Raw genomic sequence first — 15,451 nt, 5'->3', positions numbered from 1 at the left:
GTCCAGGGCGACGACCCGGGTCTCCCCCTCCCCGTAGACCTTGTTCAGGCCGGTGGCGCGGGCGGCCGCCAGGCCGGTACGGACGGCGGTTGCGGTCGACGTGGTCACGGGGGTGCTCCTCGGGGGTTCGCGGATTCGTACCTCCATGCTCCGCGACGTGATCATGGTTCGGCGTCGACCCCTCGAACGGTTGGCCCGACCACCGCTGGGCGTACGGGCGGTGCCGGACCCTCCTCCTGGGGTATGACGGGAACCCTGAGGACGGTGCGGTGGCCGGAATCACCGTGCTTCGTGGCCGAATCCCGAACTGTTCGTCAGATGGCAAGGAAACATGACAACTTCCCGGGCTGGGAACATGCGAAAGGGTGAGCCGGGCGACTAGTCTCAGGGGTGGTTCGCAGGACGCCCGGATGGTGGAACGCAGACACGGGCAGCTTAAAACTGCTTGGCCGCGAGGCCGTGCCGGTTCGAGTCCGGCTCCGGGCACCGCAACGACCCGCGGGGGCGCCTCCGGCGTCCCCGCCGGGAGTCGTTCACCGGATCCTCCTCGCGGCGTATCCCGGAATTTTTGCCAAGCCATTACCCTGGTACCTGGGCGGTGCAGTGCCGCCACGGAGGGAATGTGCACATGAGAAGCAGCAACCCGGTCTTCTCGCGGGAGGGTTCTTTCACCCGCGAGCCCGGTTACGCGGGGTTCGGTGGCACCGCGCAGGCCGGGGGCCAGCACGGCAACCCGTACGCGGGCACGCCCTACGCCCAGCCGCAGGGGCAGGGCCCGCTGACGGACGAGCAGCTCTACCAGATGTACAACGGGCCGTCGGCCGGCCCGGCGGCCACCGGGCGGATGACGCTCGACGACGTGGTCGCCCGCACGGCGATGACGCTGCTCACCCTGGTCGCCGCCGGTGCGGTGGCCTGGTTCACGCTGCCGTTCGAGAACTTCGGCTTCGCGATCGGCGCCAGCCTGGTGGCCATGGTCGTCGGCCTGGTGGTCTCGTTCAAGAACAGCGTCAGCCCGCCGCTGATCCTGACCTACGCGGCCCTCCAGGGCTTCGCCATGGGCGCCGTCTCGCACGCCTTCAACACCATGCTGAACGGCATCGTGATCCAGGCGGTGCTGGGCACGGCGGCGGTCTTCGCGGCGATGCTGTTCGCCTACAAGAGCGGCCGGATCCGGGTCACCGCGCGCTACCAGCGGATCGGCCTGGCGATCGCCCTGGGCTTCGTGCTGCTGATGCTGGTCAACGTCATCGCGATGGCCTTCGGCGCCGACATGGGCCTGCGCTCCGGCCCGCTGGGCATCGTGGTCGGCCTGATCGGCATCGGCCTGGGCGCCTTCTTCCTGTCGCTGGACTTCGCGTCGATCGAGGAGGCCATCGCCCAGGGCGCCCCGCAGCGCGAGTCCTGGCGGGCCGCCTTCGGGCTCACCCTGTCGCTGGTCTGGATCTACATGGAGATGCTGCGACTGATCGCGATCCTGCGCGGCGACGACTGACGCACCCCCGGTCCTCGCCACCCACTGCCGCCGGGCCCCGGAGCATTCTCTGCTCCGGGGCCCGGCGGCGTTCAGGCCTGTCTCCCGGGTTCCTGCCGGGGCCGCGACGCCGGGGCACGCACCTCGCCGCGTTGTCGTCAGTCGCCAATGCTCCGCAGTGGCTCCCTCCTCCGCCTTGCGATGCACGCACCCCAACGCCGCGACCTGATCCGACAAAACCCGGGAGACAGGCCTAGGCTCCTCCCCATGCATGACGTACAGCCCCTGGTCGTAGCCGTCGACGGACTGGCGGATCGTTTCCGCTCGCTGCCGCAGAGCAAGTTGCTGGGCGCCGTGCCCGGGCACGCCTCGCGGGCGGCGGCCGTGCTGGCGCTGGCCCGGCGGCTGGCCGCGCTGGCGCTGGCCGTGGAGGGCGGGCCGGAGCGGGAGTTCCCGGACGCCGGGGCCTTCGCGGCGGGGGACCAGCTGGCCGTCGCCGGGCACGACCTGGCGGCCGCGCTCGCGGCGCTGCCGGAGGGGGCCGTGGTGGCGCTGCCGGACGGGCCGGTGGCGGTGGACGAGCTGCTGGCCGGGGCGGTGGCCGCGGTGCGGGAGACGGCCTCGCTCTGCGGCTGAGCTGCCTGGCCCGCCAGGAGCCGGACACGCCGAAGGCCGCCCGGGTCGGTAACCCCGCGACCCGGGCGGCCTTCGGTCCTGCTGCGCGACTGAGGTCCGGTCAGATGCTGGCGACCACCCGGTCGGCGAGCACGTAGACGGCTTCCTCGTCGGTGGAGAAGGTCAGCGAGTAGGAGCCGGAGAACCGCGAGCCGCCGAGCAGTCGGACGTGCTCACCGGCACGGACCGCGTCGATCAGCCGGTAGGCGGCCTCCCGGTCGCCCGGGGCCACGCACAGCGTGGTGCCGTCGGCGAAGGCGTACACGTCCAGGGTGCCGAGCGGGCCCGGGCGGACGTCGGTCAGGGCGACGGCCTCCTCGGCGAGGGCGGCGAGCCGGGTGTCGGTCCACTCCCGGGAGGGCGCCTGGCTCGGTACGAAGTCGGGGTGGGAGGGGTGGCGGCGCGGGTCGGGGGCGGCGACCGGGGCCTCCTCCACGAGCGGCTCGGCGTCCAGCAGCCCGGCCTCCAGGCCGGTGGCCAGCAGGTCGGCCTCGCGGCGGGCGCGGGCGTCCTTGGTGGGCTCGCCGGCCGGGTGGCCGGGGCGCAGCGGGGTGCCGCCCTCGGTGCCCGGCTCGGCCGGGCCGGTGCCGCCCTCGGTGATCAGGTCCTCCAGCGCGGAGCGCAGCGCCTCGCCGAACTCCGGGTCCATCGTCCCGGCGTTGTCGGCGGCGTCCTGCGGGCCGGTGGGGCGGGGGAAGAACAGCGGCCACTCGTCGGTGCCGGCCAGTGCCTCGGTGAAGGGCGCCCCGGCGAAGGGGGAGTCGAACAGCGGGGCGTCCTCGGCCGCGCGGGCCTCCTGCTCGGCCCAGAAGGCCCGGGCCTCGGTGATCTCCCGCTCGCGGTCGGCGGCCAGGGCCTCGGCGACGGCCCGGCGTATCGCGGCCTCGTCCACCGGTGCGGGCCCGGTCTGGGCCGCCGCCTGTGCGTCCAGCCGCCGGGAGATGCCCCGGAGGCGCAGCAGCACGGCGGTCGACACGGTGATCAGGATCAGCAGCAGGGTGGTGTAGACGACGCTCACGGAACGTACTCCTAGCGAGGAGCGGAACGGGGTTACGTGTCCACACTGCCCCATCCGGGGCTGTTACCGCAGTGGCGAATGTCTAATTAGTCCGGGACTTTCGCTCTTGTCCCCAAATTGTTAGGTAACACCGTTCTACGCAGTGGAGTTGATCCGCTCCGCAGTGTCGATCCCGGGACCGGAAACGACCGCGAAGAGGGCCGGATCGACCTCTCGGTGTGATCCGGCCCTCAATTACCCACGGTCACTCCAAACGGGTGGTCCAGACCCTTCGGAGCACGGGGGGAGCGTCAGCTGAGGCGCTCGATGACCATCGCCATGCCCTGGCCGCCGCCGACGCACATGGTCTCCAGACCGAACTGCTTGTCGTGCCACTGCAGGGAGTTGATCAGCGTGGTGGTGATCCGGGCGCCGGTCATGCCGAAGGGGTGGCCGACGGCGATGGCGCCGCCGTTGACGTTCAGCTTGTCCAGGTCGACGCCGAGGTCGCGGTAGGACGGGATGACCTGGGCCGCGAAGGCCTCGTTGATCTCGACCAGGTCGATGTCGTCGATGGTCAGGCCGGCCCGTCGGAGCGCCTGCTTGGAGGCCTCGACCGGGCCGTAGCCCATGATCTCGGGGGAGAGGGCGCTGACGCCGGTGGAGACCACCCGGGCGAGCGGGGTGATGCCGAGCTCGCGGGCCTTGGTGTCGGACATGATGACCAGCGCGGCCGCGCCGTCGTTCAGCGGGCAGCAGTTGCCGGCGGTGACGGTGCCGTCGGGGCGGAAGACCGGCTTGAGGCCGGAGACGCCCTCCAGGGTGACTCCGGCGCGCGGGCCGTCGTCGGTGCTGACCACGGTGCCGTCCGGCAGGGTGACCGGGGTGATCTCGCGCTCCCAGAAGCCGGCCCTGATGGCGGCCTCGGCGAGGTTCTGCGAGCGGACGCCGAACTCGTCCTGGTCGGCGCGGGTGATGCCCTTGAGCGCGGCCAGGTTCTCCGCGGTCTGGCCCATCGCGATGTAGGCGTCCGGCACCAGGCCGTCCGCGCGCGGGTCGTGCCACTCGCCGCCGCCCTCCTCGGCGCGCTTCTTGGTGCGGGCCTGGGCGTCGTCGAAGAGCGGGTTCATGGTGCCCGGCATGCCGTCCGAGGTGCCGTTGACGCTGCGCGACACGGTCTCGACGCCGGCCGAGATGAAGACGTCGCCCTCGCCGGCCTTGATCGCGTGCAGTGCCATCCGCGTGGTCTGCAGGGAGGAGGAGCAGTAGCGGGTGATGGTGGCGCCGGGCAGGTAGTCCATGCCCATCTGCACGGCCACGATGCGGGCCAGGTTGTGGCCCTGCTCGCCGCCCGGGAGGCCGCAGCCGAGCATCAGGTCGTCGATCTCGCGCGGGTCGAGCTGCGGGACCTTGGCCAGGGCGGCCTGGATGACGTGGGCGGTCAGGTCGTCCGGGCGGACGTCCTTGAGGGAGCCCTTGAACGCCCGGCCGATCGGCGAACGGGTGGCGCTGACGATGACGGCTTCGGGCATTGCGGGCTCCTCGCTGGGTGACGGCGGACCTGGCGGTCCGGGAGGAAAGTTACCGCTTGGTAGCTCAGTCGTCACCGGCCCCGGCGTGTGAGCTGGCCGACGTGTTGCCGGGCACCGGGCCGGGCTCCGGGGCCGCGTCCGGGCCGACCCGCAGCCGGTGGCGCAGCAGGGCCCAGCGCCGGCCCGGGCCCCCCGGGTCCACGGCCGCGACCTCGGTGCCCGCCCGGTCGGCCGCGGCCGCGGCGGCCACCGCGACCGGCAGCACCGTCTCGCCCGGCAGCACCGTCTCGCCCGGCAGTGCCGCCCCGCCGGGGCGGGCGGTGCTCGGGCGCTCCTCCTCCGGCCACAGGTCCAGCGCGGCGCAGACCGAGGGCAGCACGGCCATCGCGGCGGTGGCGTAGCCCTGGGCCGAGGGGTGGTAGCGGTCGGCGGCGAACATCTCCGGGCGGGCGGCGAACTCCGGGCCGAGCAGCGAGCCCAGCGAGACGGTGCGCCCGCCCGCCTCCACCACCGCGATGGTCTGCGCGGCGGCCAGCTGGCGGCTCAGCCGCCGGGCCACCCAGCGCAGCGGCGGGCGTACCGGCTTGATCGTCCCGAGGTCCGGGCAGGTGCCCACCACCACCTCGCAGCCGTTGGCGCGCAGCGCGGCGACGGCCTCGCCGAGCTGGCGGACGGCGAGCTGGGCCGGGCTGTGCCGGGTCACGTCGTTGGCCCCGACGATGATCACGGCGACGTCCGGGCGGTGCCGCAGGGCCCGTTCCAGCTGGCCGGAGAGGTCGGCCGAGCGGCCGCCGGAGCGGGCCACGTTGACCAGCCGCACCGGGCGCTCGGCGACCGAGGCCAGACCGGCGGCCAGCAGCGCGCCCGGGGTCTCCCGGCCGCGGGCCACGCCCAGGCCGGCGCCGGTGGAGTCGCCGAGGACGGCCAGCACGAGCGGCGGGCGCGGCGGCGCGGCGCCGTCGGCGAAGGCCTCGCCGTAGACGCCGTCGGCCTTGGGCGGGACGGTCTCCAGGACGCCGATGGCCTGGACGGCGAGTTTGCTCTCGGTCAGCAGCAGGCCCACCAGGCCCACGCCGAGCAGTCCGAGCCCGCCCCCGCCGTACGCCGCCGCGGTGGCGATCCGACGGGCCACCCGGGCCCGCGAGTCCTGTGCCCCTGGCATCCGGTGCCCCCTTCGCGTCCTCGTGCCGCCCCCTCCGGGGACACGGCCATGCCTGCACAGCGCTCTTACCCGCGCGGAGGGCGGGAGTACCGGGGGCGCGGTCGGGGGTGGGCCATTGGGGGAGCGCGGCAGCGGTGGGGGGAGTGCGGGAAGGGAGGGCTGGGGCACGTGGCACGCCCTAGGCTTTGCAGTACCGAATGCACTCGCATGCCCATAGACCGGGAGGACCCCCGTGCGGTACCACAACTCGATCATCGACCTGGTCGGCAACACGCCACTGGTCAAGCTGAACAAGGTCACCGAGGGCATCACCGCGACAGTGCTGGCCAAGGTCGAGTACTTCAACCCCGGTGGCTCGGTGAAGGACCGCATCGCGATGCGCATGATCGAGGCCGCCGAGGCCTCGGGCGCCCTCAAGCCGGGCGGCACGATCGTGGAGCCGACCTCCGGCAACACGGGCGTCGGCCTGGCGATCGTGGCCCAGCAGAAGGGCTACAAGTGCATCTTCGTCTGTCCGGACAAGGTGTCCACCGACAAGATCAACACCCTGCGCGCGTACGGCGCCGAGGTCGTGGTCTGCCCGACCGCCGTCGCCCCGGAGCACCCGGACTCCTACTACAACGTCTCCGACCGCCTGGTCCGCGAGACCCCGAACGCCTGGAAGCCGGACCAGTACTCCAACCCGGACAACCCGGCCTCGCACTACCACTCCACCGGCCCGGAGCTGTGGGAGCAGACCGAGGGGAAGATCACCCACTTCGTGGCGGGCGTCGGCACCGGCGGCACCATCTCCGGCACCGGCAACTACCTCAAGGAGGCGTCCGGCGGCAAGGTCAAGGTCGTCGGCGCGGACCCGGAGGGCTCGGTCTACTCGGGCGGCACCGGCCGTCCGTACCTGGTCGAGGGCGTCGGTGAGGACTTCTGGCCGACCGCCTACGACCGCGGCGTCGCGGACGAGATCGTCGCCGTCTCCGACAAGGACTCGTTCCAGATGACCCGCCGCCTCGCCAAGGAGGAGGGCCTGCTGGTCGGCGGCTCCTGCGGGATGGCCGTGGTGGCCGCGCTGGAGGTCGCCAAGAAGCTCGGGCCGGACGACGTCGTCGTGGTGCTGCTGCCGGACGGCGGCCGCGGCTACCTGTCGAAGATCTTCAACGACGACTGGATGGCCGACTACGGCTTCCTGCCCTCGGCCACCGACGAGGCCCACATCAGCGAGGTGCTGGTCCGCAAGGAGGGCATCGAGCAGGGCGGCGTCCCGCAGTTCGTCCACATGCACCCGAACGAGACGGTCGCCGAGGCGGTCCGGGTGCTGCGCGAGTACGGCGTCTCGCAGATGCCGGTGGTCTCCCCGGGCGCCGGGCACCCGGACATCATGGCCGGCGAGGTGATCGGCTCCGTGGTGGAGAAGCTGCTGCTGGAGGGCATCTTCGCCAAGGAGATCGAGCTGACCGACACGCTGGACAAGGTGATGTCCAAGCCGCTGCCGGTGGTCGGCTCGGGCGAGACCGTCACCAACCTGATGACCGTGCTGGAGAAGGCCGACGCGGCGGTCGTGCTGGTGGAGGGCAAGCCGCAGGGCATCGTCACCCGCCAGGACCTGCTGGGCTACCTGACCACCCGCGGCGCGCACTGACGCCCGCTCACCCCGCCCCGCCCGCGGCCGGATCCGGAGGATTCGTCCACGCGCGAAGTGGTACACCGGCGTCACCTGCCCGCAGCACGTGGTTAACACGGCTCCGGCATCGTGGTGGTCAACGGCAAGACGCCGCGCGAGACGGCAGTGGTCCACCGGGAGCGGCTCCCCGGTGACCGCGGCCGGCTCCGGTCACGTCGGACGGTCCTGACCCGGCCGCCGTGTCCGCCCTCCCCGACCGTTGATTCGGAGGGAGGGGCCCCTCCGTGGGGGCGCCGTCGTCCCGACCCTGCCCGGCTCCGGCCGGTCGACAGGGTGCGGCGGCTCCCACGGGCGATCACCGCGCCGTCACGGCGCGGCTCCGCGGCTCCCGGGTGGGGGAGCCGGTCCGGAGCACGGCGGGGCCGGTCCTGTTCCGAGGGGCCGGCCCCTTCCGTGCACGCCGGGGGGCCCGTGGTCCCGTACGCTCGCTGGCATGACCAGCACTGAAACGACCGACGCCCCGCGCTACGTCAAGCTCAAGATCGAGCTCATCGCGGAGATCACCGACGAGGGCGCGCTCAAGGCCGCGGCCCTGCAGCAGGTCGCCGGGGACGAGTACCTCGACGACGAGGAGCGCGCCCAGTCCGTCGACGCCATCGAGGTGGACCCGTCGGGTTCGCTCGCCCACTTCATCGACCCGGTCGCGCTGCTCGGCGACGTCCCGGGCGTGGAGCTCGCCTCGGCGACCTGGGAGTCGGCGCAGACCGAGTTCGACCCCGAGAACGAGGAGTGGGACGAGTACTCCGTGGAGGAGTCCGCCGAGTAACGGCCGTTCGCGCCGTCACCACCCCTGAACACCCGGTCCGCCCCCGGCGGACCGGGTGTTTTGTCCATGCTCAGCGGGAAGTTGGGTCATCTCATACGATCGCTTACCCTTCGATGGTGGAACCGTGAGCGGCCGGATTGCGTTTCTGTATCCGTAATTGCCCGGGATGATCAGCAGGGAGACGCGACGTGACGGCACGGGACGGTCAGGGGCGGGTGGCCGGAGTCAACTGGAGCCGACGCGGAGTGCTCGCGGGCCTGATCGGCGCGCCGGTCCTGCTGCTCGCGGCCTGCAACGACAACAGCGGCGGCGGCGGTGGTGGCAACGGCGGCTCCGGCAACGGCGGCGGCACCCCGGGTTCCGGCGGCGGCAGCAGCGCGCCGAAGACCTCGACGGCCGTGATCACCGTCACCCCCGCGGACGGCACCACCGGCGCGAGTTTCAGCGAGCCGGTCAAGGTCACCGTCGCGGGCGGCACCCTGACCAACGTCAAGGTCACCGACTCCACCGGCAAGGAGCTGGCCGGCCAGCTCTCCAGCGACAACACCAGCTGGACCTCGGCCGCGGCCCCGGCCAGCGGTACCAAGTACGCCGTGACCGCCAGCGGCGTCGACAAGGACAAGCTGGAGGCGGACGCCAACGCCAGCTTCACCACGGCGACCCCGGCCAACACCTTCGTCGGCTACTTCACCCCCGAGGACGGCTCGACGGTCGGCGTCGGCATGCCGGTCTCGATCAACTTCAGCAAGCCGATCACGGACAAGAAGGCCGTCCAGTCGGCGATCACCGTGATAGCGGAGCCGGGCGTCGAGATCGTCGGGCACTGGTTCTCCAGCACCCGCCTCGACTTCCGGCCGCAGGAGTACTGGGCCAAGGGCACCAAGGTCACCCTCAAGCTCCGGCTCAAGGACGTCGAGGGCGCGAAGGGCGTCTACGGCACCCAGTCCAAGGACGTCGCCTTCACCATCGGCCGGGCCCAGACCAGCGTCGCCGACCTCGCCACCAAGAAGCTCACCGTCACCACGGACGGCCAGGTCAGCGCCGTCTACAAGATCTCCGGCGGCTCCTCCGAGCACACCACCTGGGGCGGCAAGATGGTGATCTCCGAGCAGTTCACCCAGACCCGGATGAACTCGCAGACCGTCAACCTGGGCAGCGAGTACGACATCGCCGACGTGCCGCACGCCCAGCGCCTCACCACCTCGGGCACCTTCATCCACGGCAACTACTGGTCGCCGTCGTCGATCTTCGGCGGGCAGAACACCAGCCACGGCTGCGTCGGCCTCCAGGACGCCAAGGGCGCCCAGGACAGCAGCACGGACGGCTTCAAGTTCTACAAGTCCTCGATGGTCGGCGACGTCGTCGAGGTCCGGAACTCGGGGGACAAGACCGTCGCCCCGGACAACGGCCTGAACGGCTGGAACCTCGGCTGGGCCGACTGGAAGGCCGGCAGCGCGGTCTGACCCGCCCCCGCCCGGACGTTCCCGCCCGGACGTTCCAGCTCAGCACCGCTGCTTCCGCCCGCCCCTCGGCCCGCCCGAGGCGGCGGGCGGCCGCGTTCACCGCTTCGCGTAGTCCGCGAAGCCCTGCCAGTCCACGATCACGCACGGCTCGTCGCCCAGGATCCAGGCGTCGTGGCCGGGCGGGCAGATCATGAAGTCGCCCGGGCCGTAGTCGGCCTGCTCGCCGTCGTCCATGACGATCCGCATCCGGCCGGAGACCACGTACCCCAGGTGCGCCGCCCGGCAGCTGTCCGTCCCCGCGATCGGCTTCACGTGCTTGGACCACTGCCACCCCGGCTGGAACACGGCCCGGCCGACCGGGCCGCCGTCCAGGTTGACCAGCCGCAGCTCCCCCGAGCCGTCCTCGAACGGGCGGACCTCCTCGGGAGCCTCGAAACTCATGCGGACCAGACCGGACATGGCGCACTCCTCTCACGAGGAACGGCCCGGCCGCCAACAGGTGGCCGGGCCGCCCTTGCTGGCCCTTCCAGTCTGCGCCCGCCCCGGGGAACGGTCACCTCGGGTAGCGGGCGCCGGGCCGGGGTGGCGGGCGCCCGGACGGCCCGACGCCGGGCGGTCAGCCCTGGGTGCGGGCCACCCCGATCGGGCAGGAGGCGCCGGTGCCGCCGAGACCGCAGTAGCCGTTGGGGTTCTTGGCGTCCGACAGGTACTGCTGGTGGTACGGCTCGGCCGGGTAGAACGGGCCGGCCTCGGCGATCTCGGTGGTGATCGGGCCGTGACCGAGCGCGGTCAGGGCGGGCTGGAAGGCGTCCCGGGTGGCGGCCGCGGCGGCGGCCTGGGCGGGGGAGTGGGTGTACAGCGCGGAGCGGTACTGGGTGCCCACGTCGTTGCCCTGGCGGTTGCCCTGGGTCGGGTCGTGGGCCTCCCAGAAGGCCTTCAACAGCCGCTCGTAGGACACCACCGCGGGGTCGAACACCACCCGGACCGCCTCGGTGTGCCCGGTCAGCCCGCTGCACACCTCCTCGTACGTCGGGTTCGGCGTGTGGCCGCCCTGGTAGCCGACCAGCGTCGTCCAGACGCCGGGCAGCCGCCAGAACGTGCGCTCGGCGCCCCAGAAGCAGCCCAGCCCGAAGTCGGCCACCTCCAGCCCCTGCGGGTACGGGCCGGTCAGCGGGTGGCCGAGGACGGTGTGCGGCTCGGTCAGGGCGAAGGCCGGGGCCGGGCGGCCGGGCAGCGCCTGGTCGGCGGGGACGAGCGAGGTCTTGTGGCGGTCGAACAGCACGGCCTGCTCCATCGGGGTAGGGAGGGTTGCCCAGGATTCAACGCACCGGACGGCCCGCGGATTCCGGCTCGGGCGGCTCCCGGGATCCGGTCCGGCGGATTCCGGGGATCCGGCCCGGCGGACTCCGGGGGTCCGGTCCGGGAGGTCCGGGCATTCCGGCAGGCGCACGGCGGTACGGCCGTTAGGCTCGGAGCCATGACCGAGCACCAGCTTCCCCAGGGCTTCGAGACCCTCGCCATCCACGCGGGTCAGGAAGCAGACCCCCAGACCGGGGCCGTCGTCACGCCGATCTACCAGGTGTCCACCTACAAGCAGGACGGGGTGGGCGGCCTGCGGGGCGGCTACGAGTACAGCCGCAGCGCCAACCCCACCCGCACCGCGCTGGAGGAGTGCCTCGCGGCCCTCGAAGGCGGCGCCCGCGGCCTCGCCTTCGCCTCCGGCCTGGCGGCCGAGGACACCCTGCTGCGCACCATCCTCAAGCCGGGCGACCACATCGTGATCCCCAACGACGCCTACGGCGGCACCTTCCGGCTGTTCGCCAAGGTGCTGACCCGCTGGGGCGTCGAGTTCTCCGTCGCCAACACCCAGAAGCTGGACGACGTCCGCGCCGCGCTGCGCCCCAACACCCGCGCGGTGTGGGTCGAGACCCCGTCCAACCCGCTGCTCGGCATCACCGACCTGGCCGGGCTGGCCGAGGTCGCGCACGGTGCCGGGGCGCTGCTGGTGGTCGACAACACCTTCGCCAGCCCGTACCTGCAGCAGCCGATCGCGCTCGGTGCGGACGCGGTCGTGCACTCCACCACCAAGTACATGGGCGGCCACTCGGACGTGGTCGGCGGTGCGCTGGTGCTCGCCGAGGCGGGCCTCGGCGAGGAGGTCGCGTACCACCAGAACGCGATGGGCGCCGTCTCCGGGCCGTTCGACGCCTGGCTGGTGCTGCGCGGCATCAAGACCCTGGGCGTCCGGATGGACCGGCACAGCTCCAACGCGGAGAAGGTCGCCGAGCTGCTGGCGGGCCACCCCAAGGTCAGCCAGGTGCTCTACCCGGGCCTGCCCGAGCACCCAGGCCACGACATCGCCGCCAAGCAGATGAAGGCCTTCGGCGGCATGGTCTCGTTCCGGGTCGCCGGCGGCGAGGAGGCGGCCGTCGAGGTCTGCAACCGCGCGCGGCTGTTCACCCTGGGCGAGTCGCTGGGCGGCGTGGAGTCGCTGATCGAGCACCCGGGTCGGATGACCCACGCCTCGGCGGCCGGTTCGCCGCTGGAGGTGCCGGCCGACCTGGTGCGCGTCTCGGTCGGCATCGAGTCGATCGACGACCTGCTGGCCGACCTCACCCAGGCGCTGGGCTAAGGGGGTCAGTGGCCCTGCTGGTCCGCCGTGTACGACTCCATCGCGAGGTTGAAGCGGGCCAGCAGGGCGCAGAACGCCTGTTGCTCCTCGGGCGGCCAGTCGGCCGTCAGGCGGCGGGTCAACTCGGCCCGGCCGTCCCGGACTTCGGCGAGTCGGCCGGTGCCGCAGGCGGTCAGCGCGAGCCGTACCGCGCGGCGGTCGGCCGGGTCCTGCACCCGGCCGACCAGCCCGGCCGCGACCAGCGGGGCGACCTGGCGGGTCACCGTGGAGGAGTCCACGCCGAGCGCGTCGGCCAGCGCCTTGACGTTGGCCGGCCCGTGCCGCTCCAGGCGGTCGAGCAGCAGGTAGGCGGCCCGGTCCAGCACGGCCACGCCGCCGCCGGAGGTCCGGACCTGTTCCATCCGGCGGGCGAACACCGCCAGCTGGTACTGGAGTTGGGTGTGGACGGGCTCGGTTCGGTCGGTGGCCTGGGGCGAGGTCGTCGTCATCGCGGCTCACGATCGTCATGCGGTGAGAGAAGCTCAGAAGCAGCAGCGTACGCGGGCGGAGCGGGCCCGGGAACAGGCCCGACGTCCCGGGTTGGCCCCTAGGCTGGGATCATGCACAACTGGCCGATCACCCTCGACGACGTCCGCGGCGCCCAGAAGATGCTCGCTGGGGTCGCCCGGGTGACCCCGATGGAGGGCAGCCGCCACCTCTCCGGGCTGATCGGCGCGCCGGTCCACCTCAAGTGCGAGAACCTCCAGCGCACCGGCTCCTTCAAGCTGCGCGGGGCGTACGTGCGGATCGCGGGGCTCTCGCCGGTGCAGCGGGCCGGCGGGGTGGTCGCGGCGAGCGCCGGGAACCACGCCCAGGGGGTGGCCCTGGCGGCCTCGCTGCTGGGGGTGCGCTCGACCGTGTTCATGCCGGTCGCGGCGCCGCTGCCGAAGGTCGCCGCCACCCGCGAGTACGGCGCCGAGGTCCGGCTGCACGGCGCCACCGTCGACGAGGCGCTGCAGGCCGCGCAGCGGTACGCGGAGGCGACCGGCGCGGTGTTCATCCACCCCTTCGACCACTGGGACGTGGTCACCGGCCAGGCGACCGTCGGCCTGGAGATCCTGGAGCAGTGCCCCGAGGTGCGCACCATCCTGGTCGGGGTGGGCGGCGGCGGGCTGCTGGCCGGGATCGCGGCGGCGGTCAAGCCGCTGCGGCCGGACGTCCGGGTGGTCGGGGTGCAGGCGGCGGCCGCGGCCGCGTACCCGCCCTCGCTGGCGGCCGGGCGGCCGGTCTCGCTGGAGCAGTTCGCCACGATGGCCGACGGGATCATGGTCGGGCGCCCCGGGGACATCCCGTTCGAGGTGGTCAACACCTTGGCGGACGGTATCCGCACGGTCTCCGAGGACGCGCTGTCCCGGGCCCTGCTGCTCGGCCTGGAGCGGCTCAAGCTGGTGGTCGAACCGGCCGGGGCGGCCCCGATCGCGGCGCTGCTGGAGCAGCCGGACTCGTTCGAGGGCCCGGTGGTGGCGGTGCTCTCCGGCGGCAACATCGACCCGCAGCTGATGCAGCGGGTGCTGCGGCACGGGCTGGCGGCGGCCGGGCGCTACCTGTCGCTGCGGGTGCGGCTGGCGGACAAGCCGGGCTCGCTGGCGGACCTGCTGGGGGTGCTGACCAGGGTGGACGCCAATGTGCTGGACGTCGCGCACGTCCGGATCGACCCCCGGCTGGGGCTCACCGAGGTCGAGGTGGACCTGCACCTGGAGACCAAGGGGCCGGAGCACTGCGCGCTGGTGGTGGGGGAGCTGCGGGACGCGGGGTACGTGGTCTCCGGCTGAGCCCCCGCGGGCGGTTCCCCGAATTCGCTTGACGCGATGTATCGCGAGTTGCCAGGATCGCGATACATCGCGTTCTGTGTCGGTGGCCGAGAACCGAGTCGCCCACGCGCCCGAACGGGGGGCAAAGTGGGACAGATCGCTACATTCGTCCGAGGAGATGAGGCAGGCCATGGCGCCAGCCATCCAAGCCGAGAACCTGGTGAAGACCTTCGGCGACGTACGAGCCCTGGACGGCGTCAGCCTCGACGTCCCCGAGGGCACGGTGCTCGGGCTGCTCGGCCCGAACGGCGCCGGGAAGACCACCACCGTGCGCGTCCTCACCACCCTGCTCCGTCCCGACTCCGGCCACGCGGTGGTCGCCGGGGTCGACGTCCTCAAGCACCCCAACAAGGTCCGCAGCCTGATCGGGCTGTCCGGCCAGTACGCGGCGGTCGACGAGTACCTGACCGGCTTCGAGAACCTCACCATGGTCGGCGAGCTCTACCAGATGAGCACCCGCAGCGCGAAGGCCCGCGCGCTGGAGCTGCTGGAGTGGTTCAACCTCACCGAGGCCAAGGACCGCACCGCCAAGACCTACTCCGGGGGCATGCGCCGCCGCCTCGACCTCGCCGCCGCGCTGGTCGTCCGGCCGCCGGTGATGTTCCTCGACGAGCCGACCACCGGGCTCGACCCGCGCAACCGGCTCGCGCTCTGGGAGGTCATCGAGACCCTGGTCGAGCAGGGCACCACGCTGCTGCTCACCACCCAGTACCTGGAGGAGGCCGACCGGCTCGCCCACGACATCGCGGTGGTCGACCACGGCCGGGTGATCGCCCGCGGCACCGCCGACCAGCTCAAGGCGCAGATCGGCGGCGAGCGGATCGAGGTCGTGGTGCACGACCCGGGCCTGGTCACGGACGCGGTCGCGGCCCTGTCCGGGTACGCGCTGGGCGAGCCCGCGGTGGAGAAGAACACCCGGCGGATCACCGTGCCGGTCAGCGGCGGCGCCCGGGTGCTCGCCGACGTGATCCGCGAACTGGACGGCCGGGGCATCGAGATCGACGACATCGGCCTGCGCCGCCCCACCCTGGACGACGTCTTCCTCACCCTCACCGGCCACATCGCCGAGTCGGCCGAGGAGGACGGCGGCGGTGCGAAGGGCCGCGGCCGGGGCGGTCGCGGCCGCGGCTCCTCGGGCGGCGGCGCGGGCGGCGCGGACGGTGCCGACGGCGGGGGCCAGGGGCCCGACGAGCAGCAGGCCGTCGCGGCCGGAACGGAGCGCTGA

General features: G+C 72.7%; 14 protein-coding genes and 1 tRNA gene. 9 read left to right on the top strand and 6 right to left on the bottom strand.

From position 1 onward, the window contains the following. Positions 1 to 404: 404 nt before the first annotated feature. The 3 genes from ACFY2K_RS22570 to ACFY2K_RS22560 all read left to right on the top strand — a co-directional run bounded on the left by ACFY2K_RS22570 (position 405) and on the right by ACFY2K_RS22560 (position 2,110). Positions 405 to 486 (top strand) — tRNA-Leu (locus ACFY2K_RS22570). A gap of 142 nt (positions 487 to 628) precedes the next feature. Further along, positions 629 to 1,495 (top strand): Bax inhibitor-1/YccA family protein, encoded by an 867-nt coding sequence (locus ACFY2K_RS22565; protein ID WP_375884525.1) that lies wholly within the window; start codon positions 629 to 631, stop codon positions 1,493 to 1,495. A 246-nt stretch (positions 1,496 to 1,741) separates the two neighbouring features. Next, positions 1,742 to 2,110, top strand: coding sequence for a hypothetical protein (locus tag ACFY2K_RS22560; RefSeq protein ID WP_380528092.1), 369 nt, complete (start codon positions 1,742 to 1,744; stop codon positions 2,108 to 2,110). A gap of 100 nt (positions 2,111 to 2,210) precedes the next feature. Here the strand turns inward: ACFY2K_RS22560 and ACFY2K_RS22555 are convergent, their stop codons facing one another. The 3 genes from ACFY2K_RS22555 to ACFY2K_RS22545 form a co-directional block, all read right to left on the bottom strand. Then, positions 2,211 to 3,167 (bottom strand): hypothetical protein, encoded by a 957-nt coding sequence (locus ACFY2K_RS22555; protein WP_375884529.1) that lies wholly within the window; start codon positions 3,165 to 3,167, stop codon positions 2,211 to 2,213. Positions 3,168 to 3,457: 290 nt separating this feature from the next. Next, complete coding sequence (locus ACFY2K_RS22550; RefSeq protein WP_380528095.1) at positions 3,458 to 4,678, bottom strand: acetyl-CoA C-acetyltransferase; 1,221 nt, start codon at positions 4,676 to 4,678, stop codon at positions 3,458 to 3,460. A gap of 64 nt (positions 4,679 to 4,742) precedes the next feature. Then, positions 4,743 to 5,840, bottom strand: coding sequence for an SGNH/GDSL hydrolase family protein (locus ACFY2K_RS22545; RefSeq protein WP_380528098.1), 1,098 nt, complete (start codon positions 5,838 to 5,840; stop codon positions 4,743 to 4,745). A gap of 232 nt (positions 5,841 to 6,072) precedes the next feature. Here ACFY2K_RS22545 and ACFY2K_RS22540 point away from each other — a divergent pair, with 232 nt between their 5' ends. The 3 genes from ACFY2K_RS22540 to ACFY2K_RS22530 all read left to right on the top strand — a co-directional run bounded on the left by ACFY2K_RS22540 (position 6,073) and on the right by ACFY2K_RS22530 (position 9,744). Then, a complete protein-coding gene (locus ACFY2K_RS22540) occupies positions 6,073 to 7,473 on the top strand; it encodes a cystathionine beta-synthase (RefSeq protein WP_375884535.1) in 1,401 nt (466 codons plus the stop codon). A gap of 475 nt (positions 7,474 to 7,948) precedes the next feature. After that, positions 7,949 to 8,281, top strand: a complete 333-nt coding sequence (locus tag ACFY2K_RS22535; protein ID WP_375884538.1) for a hypothetical protein — start codon at positions 7,949 to 7,951, stop codon at positions 8,279 to 8,281. Between the two features lie 188 nt (positions 8,282 to 8,469). Next, positions 8,470 to 9,744 (top strand): Ig-like domain-containing protein, encoded by a 1,275-nt coding sequence (locus tag ACFY2K_RS22530; RefSeq protein ID WP_380528103.1) that lies wholly within the window; start codon positions 8,470 to 8,472, stop codon positions 9,742 to 9,744. A gap of 96 nt (positions 9,745 to 9,840) precedes the next feature. On the opposite strand, the gene ACFY2K_RS22525 is transcribed toward ACFY2K_RS22530, so the two are convergent. Beyond that, on the bottom strand, positions 9,841 to 10,203 hold the full coding sequence (locus ACFY2K_RS22525) for a cupin domain-containing protein (protein ID WP_375884543.1): 363 nt from the start codon (positions 10,201 to 10,203) through the stop codon (positions 9,841 to 9,843). A 157-nt stretch (positions 10,204 to 10,360) separates the two neighbouring features. Continuing rightward, a complete protein-coding gene (gene msrA / locus ACFY2K_RS22520) occupies positions 10,361 to 11,038 on the bottom strand; it encodes a peptide-methionine (S)-S-oxide reductase MsrA (protein WP_375884546.1) in 678 nt (225 codons plus the stop codon). 183 nt (positions 11,039 to 11,221) lie between these two features. Here msrA and ACFY2K_RS22515 point away from each other — a divergent pair, with 183 nt between their 5' ends. Then, positions 11,222 to 12,376 carry a cystathionine gamma-synthase gene (locus ACFY2K_RS22515; protein ID WP_375884549.1) on the top strand — a complete coding sequence of 385 codons (1,155 nt, stop codon included), beginning with the start codon at positions 11,222 to 11,224 and terminating at the stop codon, positions 12,374 to 12,376. Positions 12,377 to 12,381: 5 nt separating this feature from the next. Here the strand turns inward: ACFY2K_RS22515 and ACFY2K_RS22510 are convergent, their stop codons facing one another. Beyond that, entirely contained in the window at positions 12,382 to 12,864 is a 483-nt protein-coding gene (locus tag ACFY2K_RS22510) for a MarR family winged helix-turn-helix transcriptional regulator (RefSeq protein ID WP_380407231.1), read from the bottom strand. A 111-nt stretch (positions 12,865 to 12,975) separates the two neighbouring features. Here ACFY2K_RS22510 and ilvA point away from each other — a divergent pair, with 111 nt between their 5' ends. Continuing rightward, complete coding sequence (gene ilvA, locus ACFY2K_RS22505) at positions 12,976 to 14,187, top strand: threonine ammonia-lyase (RefSeq protein ID WP_380589732.1); 1,212 nt, start codon at positions 12,976 to 12,978, stop codon at positions 14,185 to 14,187. A gap of 169 nt (positions 14,188 to 14,356) precedes the next feature. Next, on the top strand, positions 14,357 to 15,451 hold the full coding sequence (locus ACFY2K_RS22500; RefSeq protein WP_380528112.1) for an ATP-binding cassette domain-containing protein: 1,095 nt from the start codon (positions 14,357 to 14,359) through the stop codon (positions 15,449 to 15,451).

The organism is Kitasatospora sp. NPDC001309, assembly GCF_042896295.1.
Lineage (GTDB): Bacteria > Actinomycetota > Actinomycetes > Streptomycetales > Streptomycetaceae > Kitasatospora.
Note: the sequence above shows the minus strand (reverse complement) of the source record. Positions and strands in the feature narration are given on the sequence as shown.